This window comes from Roseovarius tibetensis (assembly GCF_050896375.1).
Classification (GTDB): Bacteria; Pseudomonadota; Alphaproteobacteria; order Rhodobacterales; family Rhodobacteraceae; genus Roseovarius; species Roseovarius tibetensis.
In genome coordinates, this window is record NZ_JBPBBB010000015.1 from 1 (window position 1) to 18,544 (window position 18,544).

Sequence of the window (18,544 nt, forward strand, 5' to 3'; positions counted from 1 at the left end):
TCAAGTTGAAACGCCGTTACCAGCGTATCCTTGACGTCGAACCTCTGCACATCCTTGATTGTGCTACCGCCTATTCGACTACTTGAGCACGAAAAGACAGCCACCCCCACCCGGCTAGGGAAAGGGTACAATCAAGAGTCATCTGTCTGATGCACATCGTTTCCGAAAAAACGAAGTCCATACAAGACAGTGAAGCTGACACTGGTCATCGGGCCGAAACCCTACCAGCGTTGATATACAGACGTTGATCCATCGAAACGAACCAAACCGCCCACATATCTCTTCAGATTACAAATTTTCAAAGAGCGCAGAGACAAATCAACCGGAAGCGCTAATCCTTAGCGCAACCCGCCAATCAAACCCCAAAGTCGTCAAAGTCGCAGCAACCAAACCTTCGCGTCGCTCGCCGCTAAACCTACCAACAACACCTCAGCGCCGCCGGTAGAGGGGTATTTACGGATAGTGCGGCGGTGCCGCAACCCCTTTTTGCATCTTGCGTCACATTTTTTACATGTCTTCCTATTATCGTTTATGATCAGTAGTTTGCGATGTGGCTTTATCGAATGTCGGCCAATTTTGGAAGCGTCAGCCGCAGCCATTACCGGGCTTTTCACAACTATCCGGAGTTATCCCCAAGGTTATCCCCAGACTCACGCCGCTCAACCCGCCGAGTCACCCCTACGATCCGACTCGGACGCGGCGAAAACGCTGGGGCAGGCGCACCCGCAGGGCCAGCAGCATCAGAATCATGCCAAGATAAATCAGCGGCTCGACCTGGAATCCCTTGGCAAGCCAGATGAAATGCACCGCCCCCAGAACAGCCACCACGTAGGTCAGCATGTGCAACCGCCGCCATCGCAGCGGACCAAGCCGGCGCAAGGACAGGTTGTTGGAGGTGATCGCGAGCGGAATCATGAGCAGGAACGCAACGAAGCCGACAGTCACGTAGGGCCGCTTGAGAATGTCGGCCCAGATCTGCGCGACGATCCCGACATCCAGCACCAGCCACACCAGCAGGTGCAGCGCCACGTAACTGAAGGTCAGCAGCCCGATCGCCCGGCGAAAGCGCAACAGGTTGATGCCCGCATAACGCCGTAGCGGCGTCACGCAGAGGCCGGCGACCAGAAGTTGCAGGGCCACCTCGCCCAAGGCACGTTCCAGCGCCTTGATCGGCTCTGCCCCGAGACCGCCGGTGAGACCGAGGTAGAAATACCACACCGACGGCGCCCCGAGGATCAGCCAGATCAGCCACACGGGCACCCGGCGCACGGCACCGTTGATCCCGTCACGCAGCATCAGAACTTCTCTGTCAGGTCCATGCCCGTGTACAGCGACGCCACCTCTTCCTCGTACCCGTTGAACATCTGGGTCGGGATACGCGAGGAAAACAGCCCGCCACCAATGCGCCGCTCGGTCGCCTGCGACCAGCGCGGGTGATCCACCTCCGGGTTCACGTTCGAGTAGAAGCCGTATTCGCGCGGGTTCGACTTGTTCCAGCTGGTCGGCGGCTCGCTGTCGGTCAGGGTGACGCGCACCACGGACTTGATCGATTTGAACCCGTATTTCCACGGCACCACCAGCCGCAGCGGCGCGCCGTTCTGATTGGGGATGTCCCGGCCGTAAATGCCCGTCGCCGTGATCGTCAGCGGGTGCATCGCCTCGTCAAGGCGCAATCCCTCGACATAGGGCCAGTCAAGGACGGGATAGGCCACGCCGCGCATCTCGTCAGGGCGCAGCACCGTTTCGAAGGCGACGTGTTTCGCCCCGTTTTGCACCCCCGCCAGATCCAGCAGATCGGCCAGTTCGAACCCGTTCCACGGCACGACCATCGACCACGCCTCGACACAGCGGAATCGGTACAGCCGCTCTTCGATCGTCATTTTGGCCATGATCTCGTCGAATGCGTAATCACCGGGCCGGTCCACCATGCCGTCGATCCGCACGCTCCACGGCTCGACCGTCAGCGCATCGGCGTAGCGGGCCGGGTCGTTCTTGCCAGTGCCGAATTCGTAGTAATTGTTGTAGGTGGTGATGTCGTCCCAGTCATTGGGCTCCAGCGTGTCATCCTGCGCGCGCGCCGCCCCGGCACCGCCCATCAGCCCGAGGCCCGCCGCCCCGGCGATCAACTGCCGCCGGTTGAGAAAGCAAGCCTCGGGGGTGACGTCCCGGTCGCGCAGCGTGTTGGTCCAGCGATGTGCCATATCATCCTCCTGTATCGAACCTTGAATGTAGAGGAAGACACGTCCCTTGCCAGCCGCGAGTTTCATCGCGACCGATCACAAGGCCGCGTTCGTGTTGTAACTCGGTCGCGTCTCGTTGAGCCGGATGGACGATCCGTCGGCCTGTACCATCCGCACGTGCCGGCGGCGCATCTGGCGCGGTTCGGCCACGCCCACGGAATGTGCGATCATCTCGACATCGGCGATCAGCGAGCGTGCGTAATTGGCCACCTTCCGGTACTTGTCCTCGATCACCAGCCCGCGCTGCAGATGCGGGTCATGCGTGGTGATGCCCGTGGGACAGGTGTTGCGGTTGCATTTCAGCGCCTGAATGCACCCAAGCGAGAACATGAACCCGCGCGCGGATGTCACGAAGTCGGCACCGGCGCAGATCGCCCAGGCGACATCGCCGGGCACCATCAGCTTGCCGCTGGCGATCATGCGAATGCGCTCTTTCAGTCCGTACCGGTCGCGCAGATCCACCATGCGGGGCAGCACGTCACGAATGGGCATCCCGACCAGATCCATCAGCGGCATGGGCGCGGCCCCGGTGCCGCCCTCGCCACCGTCGATGGTGATGAAATCCGGCGCGCAATCCGCGCCGCGCGCGACGATCAGCTCGAACATCTCTTCCCACGCGCGCGACGACCCGACCACCGTCTTGAACCCGACCGGCTTGCCGGTGACAGCGCGGATGTGTCCGATGACATCCAGAAGCTCGCCGAAATCGTTGATGTCGGCATGGCGGTTCGGCGAAATGCTGTCGCGTCCTTCCGGGATCCCGCGAATCGCGGCGATTTCTGCGCTGACCTTCTGGCCGGGCAGAATGCCGCCCTTGCCGGGTTTCGCGCCCTGTGCCAGCTTCAGCTCGAACATGCGCACCTGGGCGTGGCCTGCCACGTCGCGCAGCCTTGCATCGCTCAGATTGCCCTGTGCATCGCGCACGCCGTATTTGGCGGTGCCGATCTGGTAGACCAGATCGCAATCGCCAGACAAATGGAACGGGCTGAGCCCGCCCTCGCCGGTATTGAGCCAGATCCCGGCCTGCGCGGCACCCCGGCTCAGCGCCTCGACCGCCGGACGCGAGATCGCACCATAGCTCATGCCGGAAATGTTGTAGATCGAGCGTGCCTTGTACGGTATGGCGGCGGTCGGCCCGATCTCCATCGGCTCGGTGGCGGCGAACTGTCCGTCAAGCGGCGGAAATGCGGCCGGCACGAAGATCGGCGTGCCCGGCACATCGAGGTTGCGGGTCGATCCGAACGCGATGGTGTTGCCACGACCCTTGGTGGCGTGGCTGACCCAGTCGCGCTGCGCGCGGTTGAACGGCATCTCCTCGCGGTCCATCGCAAAGAAATACTGTCGGAAGAATTCACCCAGTTTCGAGAACAGCCCCCGGAATCGTCCGATCACCGGGTAATTACGCCGGATCGCGTCGCCGGTCTGGGTCCTGTCGATCACGAAGAAGATCAGCACGGTGAAGACAAGACAGGCCAGTGCCACCACGAAAGCAAGCGCCAGCCACAGCACGATCTGCGTCACGTAATCCATCCCGCCCCCTTTCAACGCTTCGGACAGCCCCGCGTCGGGCCGTTATTCAGGGTGTGCCCGGCCTGCGGCGCACCGGCAAGACGTGGCGCACGATCCCACACGGATCTGACACCACGTCGCCACCTGCTGTGGATAGACCTCGGCCGGTCAGCCCAGCCGGGCCTTCACCTTGCGCCCCACCGTGCCGAAATCCATCTGGCCGGCATGCCGCGCCTTGAGCTTGCCCATGATCTTGCCCATGTCGCGCACCGAGTTTGCGCCGACCTCATCAATCGCGGTGTCGATCGCTTTCGTGATCTCCGCCTCGGTCATCTGGCGCGGCAGGAAATCCTCGATCACCGCGATCTCGCCGCGTTCCTGCTCGGCCAAGTCCAGCCGGCCGGCCTCTTCATACGCGCGCACGCTTTCGTTGCGCTGCTTGATCATCCTGGCAAGGATCGCGGTGATCTCGGCATCCCCGACAGAGGTCACGCCATCGGCGCTGCGCCCGGCGATGTCCTGATCCTTGATCGCAGCGTTGATAAGGCGCAGGGTCGCGAGGCGGCTGGTGTCCCGCGTCTTCATCGCCGTCTTGAGTGCTTGGGCGATCCGGTCGCGCAATTCCATTGGTTCCATCCTCGTGGGTCAGTGACAGGGGCTACAGATAGCCATCGCACACGGTCAAGACAACCACCGCGCCGGGCCCGACCTCGTGTCGCCGGGCCTTGACCCTTGCCGCAAGCCCGCTTACCTCGCGCTGAGTCTTATCGGAGATATCTGCACATGGACCACGCGCCGCTCCCCCGCCCGACCGCCTGTCTCGCGCTTGCCGACGGGTCGTTGTTCTACGGTCAGGGCTTCGGCGCCGTGGGCGACACCACGGCCGAGCTTTGCTTCAACACCGCGATGACCGGCTACCAGGAGATCATGACCGATCCCAGCTATGCCGGGCAGATCGTTACCTTCACCTTTCCGCATGTGGGCAATACCGGCGTGAACCCCGACGATGACGAGACCGTGGATCCGGTCGCGGCGGGCATGGTGGTGCGATGGGACCCGACAGAGCCCAGCAACTGGCGCGCCAAACAGCCCTTGTCGGACTGGCTGGCGCGGCGCGGACGCATCGCGATCGGCGGGGTCGATACAAGGCGACTGACGCGCGCGATCCGCCAGCAGGGCGCACCGCATGTGGCGCTGTCGCACGACCCCGACGGCAATTTCGACGTCGAGGCGCTTGTCGCCCGGGCCCGCGGTTTCGCCGGGCTGACGGGTATGGACCTTGCGCGCGACGTGACCTGCGTCCAGTCCTACCGCTGGGACGAGATGAGATGGGCGTGGCCCCAAGGCTATACCCGTCAGCACGCGCCCCGGCACAAGGTGGTTGCGGTCGATTACGGTGCCAAGCGCAACATCCTGCGCTGCCTTGCCAGTGCGGGATGCGAGGTGACGGTGCTGCCCGCGACCGCCACCGCCGAAGATGTTCTGGCCCACGCACCCGACGGCGTGTTCCTGTCGAACGGCCCCGGCGACCCGGCGGCGACGGGCAAGTATGCCGTACCGATGATCCGCGGCGTGCTCGACGCCGGGCTGCCGATGTTCGGGATCTGCCTCGGGCACCAGATGCTGGCGCTCGCGGTCGGCGGCAAGACCGTCAAGATGAACCACGGCCACCACGGCGCCAATCATCCCGTCAAGGATCTCGACACAGGCAAGGTCGAGGTCACCTCGATGAATCACGGCTTCGCGGTGGACGGGCAAAGTCTGCCCGAGGGCGTGATCGAAACGCATGTCTCGCTCTTCGACGGGTCGAATTGCGGCATCCGCCTGCAGGGCCGCCCGGTCTTTTCGGTGCAGCAACACCCCGAGGCCAGCCCCGGCCCCCAAGACAGCTTCTACCTGTTCGAGCGGTTTACGGCATCAATGACGAAGTGAGCCCCGGCTGCGGCGGCATATCCTATCGGATTGGCTGCGCGGCCGTTAGTGGCAGATCGGCGTTGAGAACTGGGCGGCGATGTGATTCAGAGGGAGAGACGCGGTTTATCGGCCGTGATCGGATATCGCGGCTAAAGCCCCGGCGCGATACCGGGAACGAGATCCGCCTTGCGGACCAACCCGAAATCCCGACAGCCCCCGAACTTTTTCACCTCTCATTAACCACTCGTTAAAACATCGTTAACTATCCGGTCTCTAGCGTTTATCCACAGGGGTAGGACGCAGGGTGCGGTATGGGTATCTCGGAACTTCGTCAAAGCGGGCTGCGTGCCGGCAAGGGGCATGCACCGGCGGTACCCGTCGATCCGCTGGGGCGCGAACTGATCCGCGCGGGCAAGATCAGCCGGTCGGACGCCGCACTCGCAACGCTCGTCCAGCGCCAATGCGACAGCTCGTTCGATCGGATCCTGCGCGCCGAGGGGCTTGCCAGCGACGACGACCTGCTGAGCGCCCATGCCCGCCGGCTGTCCGCGCGGCAGATCGCGCCCGATGTGCTTGCAAATGCTCCGCCCATTGATACCGGGCTCGACCCGCGCGTGCTGCTGCGCCACGGGGCCACGGTGATCCGCGACGAGACCGGCGCGCCGCGGATCGCCTCGAATGGCGCCGACAGCCTTCTGCCGCTGCGCCGCGCGCTGCCGGCGGACATGTCGCTGGCAAAGCTGGCCGTGGCCCCGCGCGACGCCGTGCAGGGCCGAATCGCCCGCGATCACCGCGATACGCTGCGCGACATGGCCGTCACCCGCGTCCCCGAGATCGAAAGCTGCCGCACCTGGCGCGCGTCGATGCACCGACGCATCGGGCTGACCCTGGCGGCGCTCTGCGCTATCGCGCTGCTTTGCGCGCTTTGGCCCGTGGCGGTGTTCGGGATGCTCGCCGGCTGGGCGGCTCTGACACTCGGGGTGGCGGCCATGCTCAAGATCGCCGCGGCCGTGGCGCATGTGACCGACGACACCGACCTGCCACATCACGAACCGACCGTCATGCGCCCCCTGCCCCGCGTGTCGATCCTCGTGCCGCTCTTTCGCGAGACGGAAATCGCCCACGCGCTCGTCGCCCGGCTGACGCGGCTGACCTATCCCAAGTGCCTGCTCGACGTGATCCTCGTTCTGGAAGAAGAGGATCATCTCACCCAAGGAACGCTGGCCGGAATCGACCTGCCGCCCTGGATCCGGCCCGTTGTCGTGCCCGACGGCCAGCCCCGGACCAAACCGCGCGCGATGAATTACGCGCTGGATTTCTGCCAGGGCGACATCATCGGCATTTTCGACGCCGAGGACGCACCCGACCCCGACCAGATCACCAAGATCGCCCGCCGCTTTCAGCAGGTGCCGCGCGATGTCGCCTGCCTTCAGGGTATTCTCGACTACTACAACCCGCGGCAAAACTGGCTGGCGCGCTGTTTCACCATCGAATACGCCACGTGGTTTCGCACAATGTTGCCGGGCATGGCGCGACTCGGCCTGGCGATCCCGCTGGGGGGCACGACGCTGTATTTTCGCCGTGACGTTCTGGAAAGCTTGGGCGGCTGGGACGCGCATAACGTGACTGAGGACGCCGATCTGGGCTTTCGACTCGCGCGCCACGGCTACCGCACGGAAATGGTCGGCACCGTCACCGAGGAAGAGGCCAACTGCCGCGCCTGGCCTTGGATCAAGCAGCGCTCACGCTGGCTGAAGGGGTACATGACCACCTATCTCGTGCATATGCGCCATCCGGGCCGGCTGTGGCGCCAGATGGGGTCGCGCAAGTTCTGGGGATTTCAGGCGCATTTCATCAGTGCGCTGTCGCAGGTTCTGCTGGCCCCCGTGCTGTGGAGTTTCTGGCTGGTGATGTTCGGCCTGCCGCATCCGCTTGATCCGGTCTTGCCGCGCGCGGCACTGGTCGGTCTCGGCACACTGTTCCTCGCGGTCGAGGTGATGAATATCGGTATCTATGCCGGGTCGGTGTCGCGCCCCAAACACCGCCATCTGCTACCCTGGGTGCCGTTGATGCATTTCTACGCGCCGCTTGCGGCCATTGCCGCCTACAAGGCACTGTTCGAATTGCTGGTCAAACCGTTCTTCTGGGACAAGACGGCGCATGGCCTGTCGGTCGCGGCGCGCGGGCGGCACCGCTCAGAGGGCGGTCCGGACCTCGCCGGAATCAAGCTTCAGCCGGGTCACGAAGGCCTTTGAAATATGATCACGCAGCGCCTTCGCGGCGGCCTCGCCATCGCGGGCCTCGATCGCGCTGACGATCGCGCCATGTTCGCGCAACGCATCCGTGTCACGCCCCACTGCGGCCAGCGACGTGGTCGCCAGAAGCGCCATCGACCGGTGCACGAGGTCAAGCTGCTGCACCAGGAACCGGTTATGCGAGGCCAGATGGATCTGCTTGTGAAACCGCCGGTTGGCGCGCGCCAGTTCTGCGGGCTGGCCCAGAAGCGACCGATCCTCCTCGACCATGTCGCGCAGCACGCCAACCTCCTCGGGGGTGGCGTGGCGGGCGGCAAGCTGTGCGGCCAGCCCCTCGAGTTCGGCGCGCACCACGTACAGCTCGGCCAACTGGTTGTAATCGAGCGAGGCCACGATCAGGCTGCGCCCGTCACGGGTCAGCATGGATTGCGTCTCAAGCCGTTGCAGCGCCTCGCGGATCGGCGTGCGCGACACCCCAAACCGTTCGGCCAGATCGCTTTCCACCAGCCGGTCGCCCGGCTTGAAAATGCCCACATCGATCGCTTCGAGAAGCAGGGCATAGGCATCGGTGGTTGGCGGTTTCATCTGGTCTGGGTCTCCTGTCACGCACACATGCGACATTACGCGCTTTGCGGCATGGATCAAGCCTTCGCCGATTGCGCGCCCTGCCCCGCGCGCCTAATATCGGGATCATGCCGAAATCATATTTTTCCCACGTCACGACCTGGGTGTTCGATCTGGACAACACGCTCTACCCACCCTCGGCGCGGCTCTTCGACCAGATCGACACGCGCATGACCGCCTACATCATGAAGACACTGCGCCTCGACCATGCCGACGCAGACAGGCTGCGCGCGACATACTGGCGCGATCACGGCACGACGCTGGCCGGGCTGATGCGGGTGCACGATCTTGATCCGGGCCCCTACCTGACCGAGGTGCACGACATCTCGCTTGATCATCTCGACCCCGATCCGGGCCTGCGCGCCGCCATCGCAAGGCTGCCGGGCAGACGGATCGTGCATACCAACGGCTCGGCCCCCTATGCCGAACGGGTGATCGACCGGCGCGGGCTGGCGGGGGTGTTCGACGCGATCTACGGGGTTGAGCACGCAGGTTACCGCCCCAAGCCCGAAGCGCGCGCCTTCGAGGCGGTGCTGGCGCGTGACGGCAGTGCGCCGTCGGCCGCCGCGATGTTCGAGGACGTGGCGCGCAACCTGGAAGCCCCGCACGCCCTGGGGATGCGCACAGTTCACGTGGCAGACGCCCCCGAACCGGCCCCGCACATCCACCATCACACCGACGATCTGGGCGGTTTCCTGGCGCAACTTGTGTGATATGCTAAGGACCAGTGTCATCAAAGCCTGTCCTGTCACGCTCTTTGCGGACAGATAACCCGCGCAGACGGATCACCTTTCAACAATGGACCCAACATGACTGACAACAACCAAACCAATCACACCGACACGGAAAAATCGGATCGCAAGGCAGAGATCATCCTGCTGGTCGGCGTGCTGCTTTTCCTCGCGGCCTGGGCGGGCAGTGTCGTGATCTGGGGCATTCCGGGGCTGTATATCCCGGCTGTCCTGCTGGTGCCGGTGATTTACGTGCTGATGGTGCTCGGCTCGCGCGGCTGACGTGGCGGTGTCTCACTCCTGCGCCCGCAGCGTGCGTGCCGGCGAGGCGCGCAACGGGCGCAGCGCAAAGGCCAACCCTGCCAGAAGCGTCACCACGACCCCGCCCGCGACAATCCCCAGTGCCGACGGCCAGATCACGGCATAGGGCGTGTCCATCACGAAATGGCTGACCGCCCAGCCGCCGCCGATCCCGGCCGCCAGCGCGACACCCCCGGCAACGGCCCCGAGAATCAGCGCGCGCAGCGCAATGCTCCACAGGATCTGGGCACGGCTCGCCCCCAGTGTCTTGAGGATCGCGGCCTCGTAGGTGCGCGCGCGGCTGTCTGCCGCCGCCGCCCCGATCAGCACCAGGAACCCGGTCAAAAGCGTCACGGCCGCCCCCCAGGACGTGGCCGACGCAAGGCTTGCCAGCAGATCGGTCACCCGGCCGAGGGCATCTCGCACGTTGATCGCGGTCACGTTGGGATAGCGGTCGGTGACATCGCCCAGGATCGCCTCTTCGGCGGCCACGGTGTCTGCATAGACGGTGGCGATGAAGGTATGCGGCGCGTCTTCGACCGCCGACGGGTTCATCAACAGCACAAAGCCCATGCCGACGCTGGAGAAGTCCACCTCGCGCAACGACGTGATCGGCGCAGTGATGTCGCGGCCCAGGATGTTGACGGTGATCTCGTCACCGATCCCGATTCCCATTTCGCGCGCCTCCTCGGCGGCAAAGCTCAGTTGCGGGGGGCCGGAATAGTCGTCGCCCCACCAACTGCCGGCGACCAGCGTCGTGCGCTCTGGCAGACCCTCGGCGTAGCTGACGGCGCGGTCACCCTCGACCACCCAGTGCCCCGGCGCCACGTCGCGCGCGGGACGGTCGTTGATCCGGGCGATGATCCCGCGCAGCATCGGCGCGTTATCGACCCGGCTCACGGCCGGGTCGTCCTCCAGCCGGTCCAGGAACCACGGCATCTGGTCCTTTTGCAGGTCGACGAAGAAGAACGACGGCGCGCGCTCCGGCAGGTCGCCGGCGATGGCCTGGCGCAGGTTGCCGTCGATCTGACCCACGGCGGCCAGCACCGACAGCCCCAGCCCCAGCGACAGCATCACCGGACCGGCGGTCGTCCCCGGCCCGCCGATGGCGCCCAGCGCCCACCCAAGGGCGGGGCGACCGGTCATGCGGGGCCGCAGGCGTCGCGCCGCCCACTGTACCGCCATCGCGGCCAGCGTCAGCAACCCCAGCGCGCCGAGGATGCCACTGGCCGTCCAAAGCGTCAGGCGAAAGTTGCCCGAAAACAGAACCGCAGCCAGCAACAGCACGCCCAAAAGCCCCAGCGTCGCGGCCACATAGCGCCAACCGGGCCAGCCATGCCGCCCTCCAGCCGCCTCGCGGTAAAGCGCGGCGGCGCGCACTTCGCGCGCGCGCGCCAGCGGCCAGAGGGTGAAGATCAGCACGCTCAGCACGCTATAGAGCGCGGCCTCGATCATCGGAGCGGGGTACACGGCAAACACCGCCGGGACCGGCAGCCGCGCCGAGATCACGGGACCCAGCGCGATCGGCACACCGACACCCAGTATCAGCCCGCCGATGATGCCCAGCACAGCCAGCACACCGACCTGGAAAAAATAGGTCAGAAATATCGTCCGCTGGTCCGCGCCAATGCTGCGCAATGTGGCAATCACCTGCACCTTGCCGGCGAGATAACTGCGCAGCGCCGCAGAGATGCCGACACCGCCCACGGCCAGCCCTGACAGCCCCACCAGCACCAGAAACGCACCCAGCCGGGTGACGAATTCCGCGACGCGCGGACTGGCGTTGCGCGCATCGGTCCAGCGTGCGCCACTGCCCTCCAGTTGATCCAGTGCGCGGGCCTCCAGCGCCGACAGGTCGGTGCCGGGGGGCAGATCCAGCCGGTACTTCGAGGAAAAGAGCGACCCCTCGGACAGCAGCCCGGACCCGTCAAGCGCATCCCGCGCGACGATGGTCCGCGGCCCCAACCCGAAGCCGGCACGCGAGGGGTCGGGTTCACGCACCAGTTCGGCCATCAGGCGAAAGTCTTGTGCGCCCAGACGCACCGTATCGCCCACCTCGACCCCGAGGCGGGATATCAAGAGCGGCTGCATCACCGCGCCGGGCAGGCCGTCCGTCCCGGCCAGCGCGGCCTCCAGCGCGATATCGGGCGACAGCTCTACCGCGCCCACCAACGGGTAGGCATCGTCGACGGCCTTGACCTGCGTCAGCTCGCGCGCGCCGTCATCCGTGCGCGACATCGACCGGAAATCGGCGATCTCCGACACCGCGCTCGCGACGCCGTCCATCCAGTCACGCTCGGCCTCGGTGGCGAATCGGTAGGTCAGCTCGATCTCGGCATCACCTCCCAGCAGCGCCGCCCCCTGATCGGCCAACCCCGCGCGCACGCTCTCGCGCAAGGTGCCCACGGCGGCGATGGCCGCGACGCCGAGGATGACGCAGGCCAGGAAGATGCGGAACCCGCGCAACCCGCCGCGCAGCTCGCGCCGGGCGAATTTTGCCGCGACGGCCACGCTCATGCAGCGGCCTCCAACGCGCCGTCACGCAGGTTGATCACCCGGTCGCAGCGCGCGGCCAGTTCGGTATCGTGGGTGACAAGCACCAGCGTCGCGCCGTGACGGTCGCGCAGGCCGAACAGCATGTCGATGATCGCCTCGCCCGTGACGCCGTCGAGGTTGCCGGTCGGCTCGTCGGCGAGGATGATCGCCGGGCGCGGGGCGGCGGCGCGGGCCAGCGCGACGCGCTGTTGCTCGCCGCCCGACAGTTGCGACGGGTAGTGCCCGGCGCGGTCGGCAAGCCCGACTGCCGCAAGCTCGGCCCGCGCGCGGGTCATCGCATCGCGGACCCCGGCCAGTTCCAGCGGCGTCGCGACGTTTTCCAGCGCGGTCATCGTCGGAATCAGGTGGAAGGACTGGAACACCACCCCGAAATTGTCGCGCCTCAGCCGTGCAAGCTGATCCTCGTGCATCCCGCCCAGATCATGACCAAGCGCGTGCACATTACCGCCGGTTGCCCGTTCCAGACCGCCCATCAGCATCAGCAGCGACGACTTGCCCGATCCCGACGGCCCTACAAGGCTGACCGACGTGCCCTGCTGGACATCCAGCGTGATCCCGTGGAGTATCCGGACAAGACCGGCGTTCCCCTCCAGGGTGAGACTTGCGTCATCGAGGGACAGGATAGGAGATGTCATGCGTTTGTGCCTGATGGGTAAGGGTTTTTCGACATATGGGCCATTGCGGTGGATGGGCAAGGCCCTTGCGTTTTACGTCACGCTGGTCGGGCCGGTTCATGCCGACGACGCGGTCACTGTGCTGGCCTTCGGCGACAGCCTGACGCAGGGTTACGGCCTGCCGCAAGAGGACGGGTTCGTGCCGCAATTGCGCGACTGGTTGGACGCGCAGGGCGTCGAGGCGGAGATCGTCAATGCGGGCGTGTCGGGTGACACCACCGCGGGCGGCGCGGCGCGCGTGGACTGGAGCCTCACCCCCGAAATCGACGCGATGATCGTCGCCCTTGGCGGCAATGACCTGTTGCGCGGCATCGACCCGGATGTCAGCCGAGCCAATCTTGACAAAATCCTGCAGGCGGCACAGGCGCAGGATGTTGCGGTGCTGCTTGTGGGCATGGATGCGCCGGGCAATTACGGGGCAGAGTACAAGACCGCCTTCGACGCGATCTATCCGGACCTGTCAAAGGCGTATGACACGCTTTACGCCCCGGATTTCTTTGCCGGTCTGGGCGACGGCTCTCCGTCCGAGCTTCAGGCGTATTTTCAAGATGACGGCATTCACCCAAACGCCGAAGGCGTGGCGCGAATCGTCGAGGATCTGGGCCCGCACGTCCGCCGATTGGTCGAGGCCGCAAAATGAAAAGGGCCCAAGAAGGGCCCCATTCCTTGCCATGTTGCCTCAACCCTCAGGCGAGGCTGAGATTGGCCGCCGATTCGCGGCCGTCACGGCCGGCTTCGACGTCGAAATTCACTTTCTGATTGTCGGCCAGACCGGTCAGACCCGCACGCTCGACCGCGGAAATATGGACGAACACGTCCTTCCCGCCGCCATCCGGTGCGATAAAGCCGTAGCCTTTGGTGGAATTGAACCATTTTACGGTGCCAGAAGCCATCGTTCTGATCTCCTTCAGTTTGTCGCTGCCCGCGGACCTGCGGCAGCCCGGCTCTGTCGTGCAAGATCGAGTGACTGAGCCGTGAAAGAGCAGCAGATGGTCGATAGCCTTAACGTCGCACGAAAAAGATGCCGCGAGTTGTCGAAAAAATCAAGGGCAAAGACAGCCTGCGATACCGGGTCACACCGCATGCGATACCACGGCGCAGCCGGTTACAGAACCGTGACGACGGTCCCGATCGGCACGCGCTGGTACAGGTCCTGCACATGCGCGTTGAGCATGCGGATGCACCCGTTCGACACCGAGCGTCCGATCGAATTCGGGGCGTTTGTGCCGTGGATCCTGTAATAGGTGTCGCGCCCGTTCTGGAACAGATACAGCGCCCGCGATCCAAGCGGATTGTCCGCGCCGCCGGGTTGCACATAGTCATTGCCCTTGAACCGCGCATAGGTCTGCGGCTCGCGCGCGATCATCTCGTCGGTGGGCCGCCAGGTGGGCCATTTCTTCTTGACGGCGATCGTCGCGGTGCCGGTGAAATCCAGCCCGGCGCGTCCGACGCCCACGCCATAGCGCCGCGCGCGGCCCGGTTCGGTCACAAGGTAGAGAAAATGCGCGCGCGGCAGGACGACAAGCTGTCCGGCCTTGTACCGGGGATCGAAGCTTACCTCTTGCGGTGTGAATTTCGGGGCGAGCTCGATCGCCCGCGCAACTCCGGGTACAAGGGCCGGGCCAAGCGCGGCAAACCCGCCGAGAATGGCGTGACGTCTGTTTATCATTGAACACCTCATGGCAAAACCTGTGCTTGTATAGGCGCGCGATGCGCCGGGGTGGAGGTCAAAAACCGATGCGTCCGCACGCAACGGTCGGCCTGTGGCCATACCATCACGTCGGATCGCCGTAGATCGCGCCGATGCGACCCGTCCAGCGGCGTTGATCCTCGCGGAGGTCGCTTTCCCGATATATGTCTTGATCCCCGCATTCATGCGTTGACTTACCCTCAATCTGGTGCCGATACCGCGCGAAAACATCCCCGCTGGACACGGAGTGAAAACACGTCAGCGGGTGCGTGACCGGCCCGCAGGCCACTTCCGGGCTGCACACGGTGCGGGCAAGCACCCCTTTCCCCGACAAGGGTGGCAGAAAACCCCTTACAGGGTATTGACGTTACACAGCCGCCTTCACATGCTCACTTCGTTGCTCGACACCCTCGCCTCGAACCATCAAGGACCCGCCAGTTGATAACAAAACTCGCCGACACCGTCGCCCTTCTGCGTGACCTGATCGCGTTCCCGACAATTTCGGAATACAGCAATCTGGACATGATCGCCTATCTCGCGCACAGGCTCGAATCGCACGGCGCGCGGGTGGACATTTTCCATGACGAGATCGGGCACAAGGCGAACCTCTTTGCGACCATCGGTCCAGAGGTGGATGGCGGAATCGTGCTGTCGGGTCATTCCGACGTGGTGCCCGTCACGGAACAGAACTGGGCCAGTGATCCGTTCGACCTGATAGAAGAAGACGGACATCTTTACGGGCGCGGCACCTGCGACATGAAGGGGTTCATCGCCGCCGCCTGCGCAATGGCCCCGATATTTGCCGAACGGGTCCGCGACCGGCCGGTGCATTTCGCCTTCACCTATGACGAGGAGGTGGGGTGCTTCGGCGGTCAGGCCCTGGTCGAAAGCCTGCGCGCGCGCGGCATCCGCCCCGGCGTGGCGATCATCGGCGAGCCGACGTCGATGCGCATCATCGAAGGTCACAAGGGCTGTTACGAATACACCACCCATTTCAGCGGACTTGCCGGGCACGGGTCCGCACCGTCGCGCGGGGTGAACGCGGTGGAATACGCGGTGCGCTATGTGAACCGCCTGCTGGAGCTGAAAGAGGCCCTGCGCGCCCGCGCGCCCGAGACCAGCAGGTTCGAGCCCCCCTGGACGACGATCAATACCGGCTCGCTCAAGGGCGGCGTGGCGCATAACGTCATAGCCTCGAACGCGACGATCGAGTGGGAAATGCGCCCCGTGCAAGCCGCCGACGCGCAATTCGTAAAGGAGGATCTGCGCCGCTATTGCGAAGAAATGCTGCTGCCGCGGATGCGCAAGATCCATCCGGAGGCCACGATCAGCACCGAGGTGATCGGCGAGGTCGACGGGTTGGAGCCGACGGATGTGAACGAAGCCCGTGACATCATGATGGAACTCACCGGTCGCAACCACGCCGAGCTGGTGCCCTTCGGAACCGAGGCCGGGCTCTTTCAGAATTACGGCATGTCGGCGGTCGTGTGCGGCCCCGGCTCGATCGAGCAGGCACACAAGGCGGACGAGTATGTCTCGCTCGATCAGTTGCAGCAATGCCTCGACATGCTGGACCGTCTGGGCGACAAGCTCGCAGCGTGATCGCGGTGGCGCAGTGTGGCCGCATACGATGCACGCCTTGACCGACGCACATGTCATTCCTACCGACTGCGACGAGACCAACTTGTGGCGCAGCTTCAACACCACCATCGGCAAGGTCTTCACCAACGCCCCCAAATATGGACCTGCCGCCGCATGTTCGCGAGATCTTCGTCACTATGCAGGGCTGTTTCCTGAACGAGACCTTCACCGACCACCCTGATTGCGGCTGTGCCATCGCCGTAATAACGCGGTGGTGCGCGAACAGATACAAGCGGACCTGTCGCGTGTCCGGCGGGTGGGCCCGCTCTGCGCGGTCCTCGGTGTGCCCGTGCCCGACGCGCCCTTCCCACGCAGCCATTACCGCGACGGGTTCTGGGCGCATTTCGGCGGCGCACCCGTCTGAACCAACGCCATGACGGGCCGCACGCGATGCGCGTGTCAGGTCTTGCGAAATGTCAGGTAATGCGGCACGCGCCCCTCCCGCAGGGCCTTCTGTTCGTAACGTGTTGAAATCCAGTCACTCCACGGCGTGCGCCAATCATCGGGGCCCTCGGTCAGACGATCAAAGCCATGCTGCGGCACCTCTTCGAGGGTCTGGCGTACATAGTCGGGAATATCCGTCGCAACCCGGAAATCGGCACCTTTTTTCAGGCACTTCGCCAAAGGCTCCAGATGCTCTGCGGTCACGAAACGCCGCTTGTGGTGGCGCGTCTTGGGCCATGGATCCGGATAGAGCAGGAACGCGCGCGAGATGGAATTTTCCGGCAGAACGTCAAACATGTTTCGAACGTCACCGGGATAAACGGCAATATTCTGCGTCTTTGCATCGCGGATCTTGCCCAAGAGCATCGCCACACCGTTGATATACGGCTCGCACCCGATGATTCCCGCTTCGGGGTGTCGGGTGGCTTGATGCACCATGTGTTCGCCCCCGCCGAACCCGATTTCCAGCCAGACCTCTCGATCGCCGAAATACTTCTTCAGATCAATGGGATGTCGATCCGGGTTCACGTCCCAGTCGACCGGGCCGGGCGATAGCTTGCCCAGATCCTCGGCCAGGTAGACCTCTTGACTGGGACGCAGCGCCTTGCCTTTCAGCCGGCCGTGAAAATTGCGCCACGGCGCAGCCTGCGGGGATGTGTCACCGCTCATATTGCACCACCCTTGCGTGACGATCATTCGCCACCTGTCTGATCATACCGCCTTTTTCAATGCCTCGACCAGGTCGGTCCGCTCCCAGCTGAAGCCGCCATCCGCCTCTGGTGCGCGTCCAAAATGACCGTAGGCCGCCGTGCGCGCATAGATCGGGCGCAACAGCCCCAGATGCTCGCGGATGCCGCGCGGGGTCAGGTCCATCACCTTGGAGATGGCGTTTTCTATCTCGGTTTCCGGAACTTGACCAGTGCCGTGCGTTTCCACGTAGATCGACAAGGGCCGCGCCACGCCGATCGCGTAACTCAATTGCAGGGTGCATTTCTGCGCCAACCCGGCGGCGACGACGTTCTTGGCAAGGTAGCGCGCCGCGTAAGCCGCTGATCTGTCCACCTTTGTCGGGTCCTTGCCGGAAAACGCACCGCCCCCGTGCGGGGCCGCCCCGCCATAGGTGTCCACGATGATCTTGCGCCCGGTCAGACCCGCATCACCGTCCGGCCCGCCGATCACGAAGGTGCCGGTGGGGTTGACCCACCATTCGGTTTTTTCCGTAAGCCATTGATCCGGAACGACCTGTCGAATGTAGGGCTCGACGATCGCGCGGATGTCATCACTTGTCTGGGTCACATCCGTGTGCTGCGTCGAAAGCACAAGCTGCGTCACCTCGACCGGTTTGCCGCCTTCATATCGCAAGGTCAGTTGGGACTTGGCATCAGGGCCCAGCATCGGCTCTGCTCCGGACTTGCGCGCCTCGGCGAGGGTCTTGAGAATGGCGTGCGAAAACAGGATCGGTGCCGGCATCAATTCGGGTGTCTCGTCCACGGCATAGCCGAACATGATCCCTTGGTCGCCCGCCCCGTCACGATCGACGCCCTGCGCGATATGGGCCGATTGCTTGTGCAGGTAATTGTGGAACGTCAGCGTGTTCCAGTGAAATTCGTCCTGCTCGTAGCCGATGTCACGCACGCACTCTCGCACGATCTGCTCGACCCCGCCCATCATGTCTTGCAGGCGGCCCGGATCGGACAGGCCCACCTCGCCGCCGACGACCACACAGTTCGTGGTCGCAAATGTCTCGCAGGCGACCCGCGCCTTGTCCTCTTGGGTCAGGAAAGCGTCGAGAATGGCGTCGGATATGCGGTCGCACACCTTGTCGGGATGCCCCTCCGATACGGATTCGGAGGTGAAAAGGTAGTCCTGTCGTGTCATGAAGCCGCTCCATTGATGCATCCGACACGCCAGGAAGCCGTTGTGCCGGGGATCCGGCGTCGATACGCCGCCGGGCATAGCACGTCAA

The 18,544-nt window shown here is 64.4% G+C and carries 18 protein-coding genes and 1 riboswitch; of the genes, 7 read left to right on the plus strand and 11 right to left on the minus strand.

Annotation, left to right across the window (positions count from 1 at the left end; all coding sequences use genetic code 11):
* Positions 1-678: 678 nt before the first annotated feature.
* The 4 genes from msrQ to ACROSR_RS11275 all read right to left on the minus strand — a co-directional run bounded on the left by msrQ (position 679) and on the right by ACROSR_RS11275 (position 4,376).
* On the minus strand, positions 679-1,296 hold the full coding sequence (gene msrQ / locus ACROSR_RS11260; protein ID WP_432685060.1) for a protein-methionine-sulfoxide reductase heme-binding subunit MsrQ: 618 nt from the start codon (positions 1,294-1,296) through the stop codon (positions 679-681).
* The gene (msrP, locus tag ACROSR_RS11265; RefSeq protein WP_432685062.1) at positions 1,296-2,201 is read right to left on the minus strand and encodes a protein-methionine-sulfoxide reductase catalytic subunit MsrP; all 906 of its coding nucleotides are present in this window, start codon (positions 2,199-2,201) and stop codon (positions 1,296-1,298) included. Before msrP ends, msrQ begins: the two co-directional genes overlap by 1 nt.
* Before the next feature lie 75 nt (positions 2,202-2,276).
* Positions 2,277-3,770: an FMN-binding glutamate synthase family protein gene (locus ACROSR_RS11270; protein WP_432685064.1), complete on the minus strand. Its 1,494-nt coding sequence runs from the start codon at positions 3,768-3,770 to the stop codon at positions 2,277-2,279.
* A gap of 147 nt (positions 3,771-3,917) precedes the next feature.
* Entirely contained in the window at positions 3,918-4,376 is a 459-nt protein-coding gene (locus ACROSR_RS11275; RefSeq protein ID WP_432685066.1) for a GatB/YqeY domain-containing protein, read from the minus strand.
* Between the two features lie 156 nt (positions 4,377-4,532).
* Here ACROSR_RS11275 and carA point away from each other — a divergent pair, with 156 nt between their 5' ends.
* Together carA and ACROSR_RS11285 are read left to right on the plus strand one after the other, a co-directional pair.
* On the plus strand, positions 4,533-5,681 hold the full coding sequence (carA, locus tag ACROSR_RS11280; RefSeq protein ID WP_432685068.1) for a glutamine-hydrolyzing carbamoyl-phosphate synthase small subunit: 1,149 nt from the start codon (positions 4,533-4,535) through the stop codon (positions 5,679-5,681).
* Between the two features lie 293 nt (positions 5,682-5,974).
* Positions 5,975-7,918, plus strand: a complete 1,944-nt coding sequence (locus ACROSR_RS11285; protein WP_432685070.1) for a glycosyltransferase — start codon at positions 5,975-5,977, stop codon at positions 7,916-7,918.
* Here the strand turns inward: ACROSR_RS11285 and ACROSR_RS11290 are convergent.
* A complete protein-coding gene (locus tag ACROSR_RS11290) occupies positions 7,859-8,503 on the minus strand; it encodes a GntR family transcriptional regulator (RefSeq protein WP_432685072.1) in 645 nt (214 codons plus the stop codon). The two genes, ACROSR_RS11285 and ACROSR_RS11290, sit on opposite strands and share 60 nt — an antisense overlap.
* A gap of 107 nt (positions 8,504-8,610) precedes the next feature.
* Here ACROSR_RS11290 and ACROSR_RS11295 point away from each other — a divergent pair, with 107 nt between their 5' ends.
* Positions 8,611-9,255 (plus strand): pyrimidine 5'-nucleotidase, encoded by a 645-nt coding sequence (locus tag ACROSR_RS11295; RefSeq protein WP_432685074.1) that lies wholly within the window; start codon positions 8,611-8,613, stop codon positions 9,253-9,255.
* 96 nt (positions 9,256-9,351) lie between these two features.
* Positions 9,352-9,555: a hypothetical protein gene (locus ACROSR_RS11300; protein WP_432685076.1), complete on the plus strand. Its 204-nt coding sequence runs from the start codon at positions 9,352-9,354 to the stop codon at positions 9,553-9,555.
* 12 nt (positions 9,556-9,567) lie between these two features.
* On the opposite strand, the gene ACROSR_RS11305 is transcribed toward ACROSR_RS11300, so the two are convergent.
* Together ACROSR_RS11305 and ACROSR_RS11310 are read right to left on the minus strand one after the other, a co-directional pair.
* Positions 9,568-12,090, minus strand: coding sequence for an ABC transporter permease (locus ACROSR_RS11305; protein ID WP_432685078.1), 2,523 nt, complete (start codon positions 12,088-12,090; stop codon positions 9,568-9,570).
* The gene (locus ACROSR_RS11310; protein ID WP_432685080.1) at positions 12,087-12,764 is read right to left on the minus strand and encodes an ABC transporter ATP-binding protein; all 678 of its coding nucleotides are present in this window, start codon (positions 12,762-12,764) and stop codon (positions 12,087-12,089) included. The genes ACROSR_RS11305 and ACROSR_RS11310 overlap by 4 nt, the downstream gene beginning before the upstream one ends.
* 52 nt (positions 12,765-12,816) lie before the next feature.
* On the opposite strand from ACROSR_RS11310, the gene ACROSR_RS11315 reads away from it, so the two are divergent.
* Entirely contained in the window at positions 12,817-13,443 is a 627-nt protein-coding gene (locus tag ACROSR_RS11315; protein WP_432685082.1) for an arylesterase, read from the plus strand.
* A gap of 46 nt (positions 13,444-13,489) precedes the next feature.
* Here ACROSR_RS11315 and ACROSR_RS11320 read toward each other — a convergent pair whose 3' ends face one another.
* Together ACROSR_RS11320 and ACROSR_RS11325 are read right to left on the minus strand one after the other, a co-directional pair.
* On the minus strand, positions 13,490-13,696 hold the full coding sequence (locus ACROSR_RS11320) for a cold-shock protein (protein ID WP_336418002.1): 207 nt from the start codon (positions 13,694-13,696) through the stop codon (positions 13,490-13,492).
* A gap of 212 nt (positions 13,697-13,908) precedes the next feature.
* Positions 13,909-14,472 (minus strand): L,D-transpeptidase, encoded by a 564-nt coding sequence (locus tag ACROSR_RS11325; RefSeq protein WP_432685083.1) that lies wholly within the window; start codon positions 14,470-14,472, stop codon positions 13,909-13,911.
* A gap of 459 nt (positions 14,473-14,931) precedes the next feature.
* On the opposite strand from ACROSR_RS11325, the gene argE reads away from it, so the two are divergent.
* Positions 14,932-16,095, plus strand: coding sequence for an acetylornithine deacetylase (argE, locus tag ACROSR_RS11330; protein WP_432685085.1), 1,164 nt, complete (start codon positions 14,932-14,934; stop codon positions 16,093-16,095).
* Positions 16,096-16,348: 253 nt separating this feature from the next.
* The gene (locus ACROSR_RS11335; protein ID WP_432685087.1) at positions 16,349-16,498 is read left to right on the plus strand and encodes a sulfotransferase; all 150 of its coding nucleotides are present in this window, start codon (positions 16,349-16,351) and stop codon (positions 16,496-16,498) included.
* Between the two features lie 35 nt (positions 16,499-16,533).
* Here ACROSR_RS11335 and trmB read toward each other — a convergent pair whose 3' ends face one another.
* Both trmB and metK read right to left on the minus strand, forming a co-directional pair.
* The gene (trmB, locus tag ACROSR_RS11340) at positions 16,534-17,247 is read right to left on the minus strand and encodes a tRNA (guanine(46)-N(7))-methyltransferase TrmB (protein WP_432685089.1); all 714 of its coding nucleotides are present in this window, start codon (positions 17,245-17,247) and stop codon (positions 16,534-16,536) included.
* Positions 17,248-17,289: 42 nt separating this feature from the next.
* Positions 17,290-18,456, minus strand: coding sequence for a methionine adenosyltransferase (metK, locus tag ACROSR_RS11345; protein WP_432685091.1), 1,167 nt, complete (start codon positions 18,454-18,456; stop codon positions 17,290-17,292).
* Between the two features lie 5 nt (positions 18,457-18,461).
* Positions 18,462-18,508, minus strand: a riboswitch (SAM-SAH riboswitch).
* Between the last annotated feature and the right edge of the window lie 36 nt (positions 18,509-18,544).

What these genes read in the sequence shown, in the direction of transcription:
- metK (WP_432685091.1), bottom strand. Translation starts at nt 18,456, where the DNA reads ATGACACGACAGGACTACCTTTTCACCTCCGAATCCGTATCGGAGGGG.
- ACROSR_RS11315 (WP_432685082.1), top strand. Translation starts at nt 12,817, where the DNA reads ATGGGCAAGGCCCTTGCGTTTTACGTCACGCTGGTCGGGCCGGTTCAT.
- carA (WP_432685068.1), top strand. Translation starts at nt 4,533, where the DNA reads ATGGACCACGCGCCGCTCCCCCGCCCGACCGCCTGTCTCGCGCTTGCC.
- ACROSR_RS11325 (WP_432685083.1), bottom strand. Translation starts at nt 14,472, where the DNA reads ATGATAAACAGACGTCACGCCATTCTCGGCGGGTTTGCCGCGCTTGGC.
- ACROSR_RS11305 (WP_432685078.1), bottom strand. Translation starts at nt 12,090, where the DNA reads ATGAGCGTGGCCGTCGCGGCAAAATTCGCCCGGCGCGAGCTGCGCGGC.
- ACROSR_RS11310 (WP_432685080.1), bottom strand. Translation starts at nt 12,764, where the DNA reads ATGACATCTCCTATCCTGTCCCTCGATGACGCAAGTCTCACCCTGGAG.
- msrP (WP_432685062.1), bottom strand. Translation starts at nt 2,201, where the DNA reads ATGGCACATCGCTGGACCAACACGCTGCGCGACCGGGACGTCACCCCC.
- ACROSR_RS11295 (WP_432685074.1), top strand. Translation starts at nt 8,611, where the DNA reads ATGCCGAAATCATATTTTTCCCACGTCACGACCTGGGTGTTCGATCTG.
- msrQ (WP_432685060.1), bottom strand. Translation starts at nt 1,296, where the DNA reads ATGCTGCGTGACGGGATCAACGGTGCCGTGCGCCGGGTGCCCGTGTGG.
- ACROSR_RS11320 (WP_336418002.1), bottom strand. Translation starts at nt 13,696, where the DNA reads ATGGCTTCTGGCACCGTAAAATGGTTCAATTCCACCAAAGGCTACGGC.
- ACROSR_RS11270 (WP_432685064.1), bottom strand. Translation starts at nt 3,770, where the DNA reads ATGGATTACGTGACGCAGATCGTGCTGTGGCTGGCGCTTGCTTTCGTG.
- trmB (WP_432685089.1), bottom strand. Translation starts at nt 17,247, where the DNA reads ATGAGCGGTGACACATCCCCGCAGGCTGCGCCGTGGCGCAATTTTCAC.
- ACROSR_RS11300 (WP_432685076.1), top strand. Translation starts at nt 9,352, where the DNA reads ATGACTGACAACAACCAAACCAATCACACCGACACGGAAAAATCGGAT.
- ACROSR_RS11290 (WP_432685072.1), bottom strand. Translation starts at nt 8,503, where the DNA reads ATGAAACCGCCAACCACCGATGCCTATGCCCTGCTTCTCGAAGCGATC.
- ACROSR_RS11285 (WP_432685070.1), top strand. Translation starts at nt 5,975, where the DNA reads ATGGGTATCTCGGAACTTCGTCAAAGCGGGCTGCGTGCCGGCAAGGGG.
- ACROSR_RS11275 (WP_432685066.1), bottom strand. Translation starts at nt 4,376, where the DNA reads ATGGAATTGCGCGACCGGATCGCCCAAGCACTCAAGACGGCGATGAAG.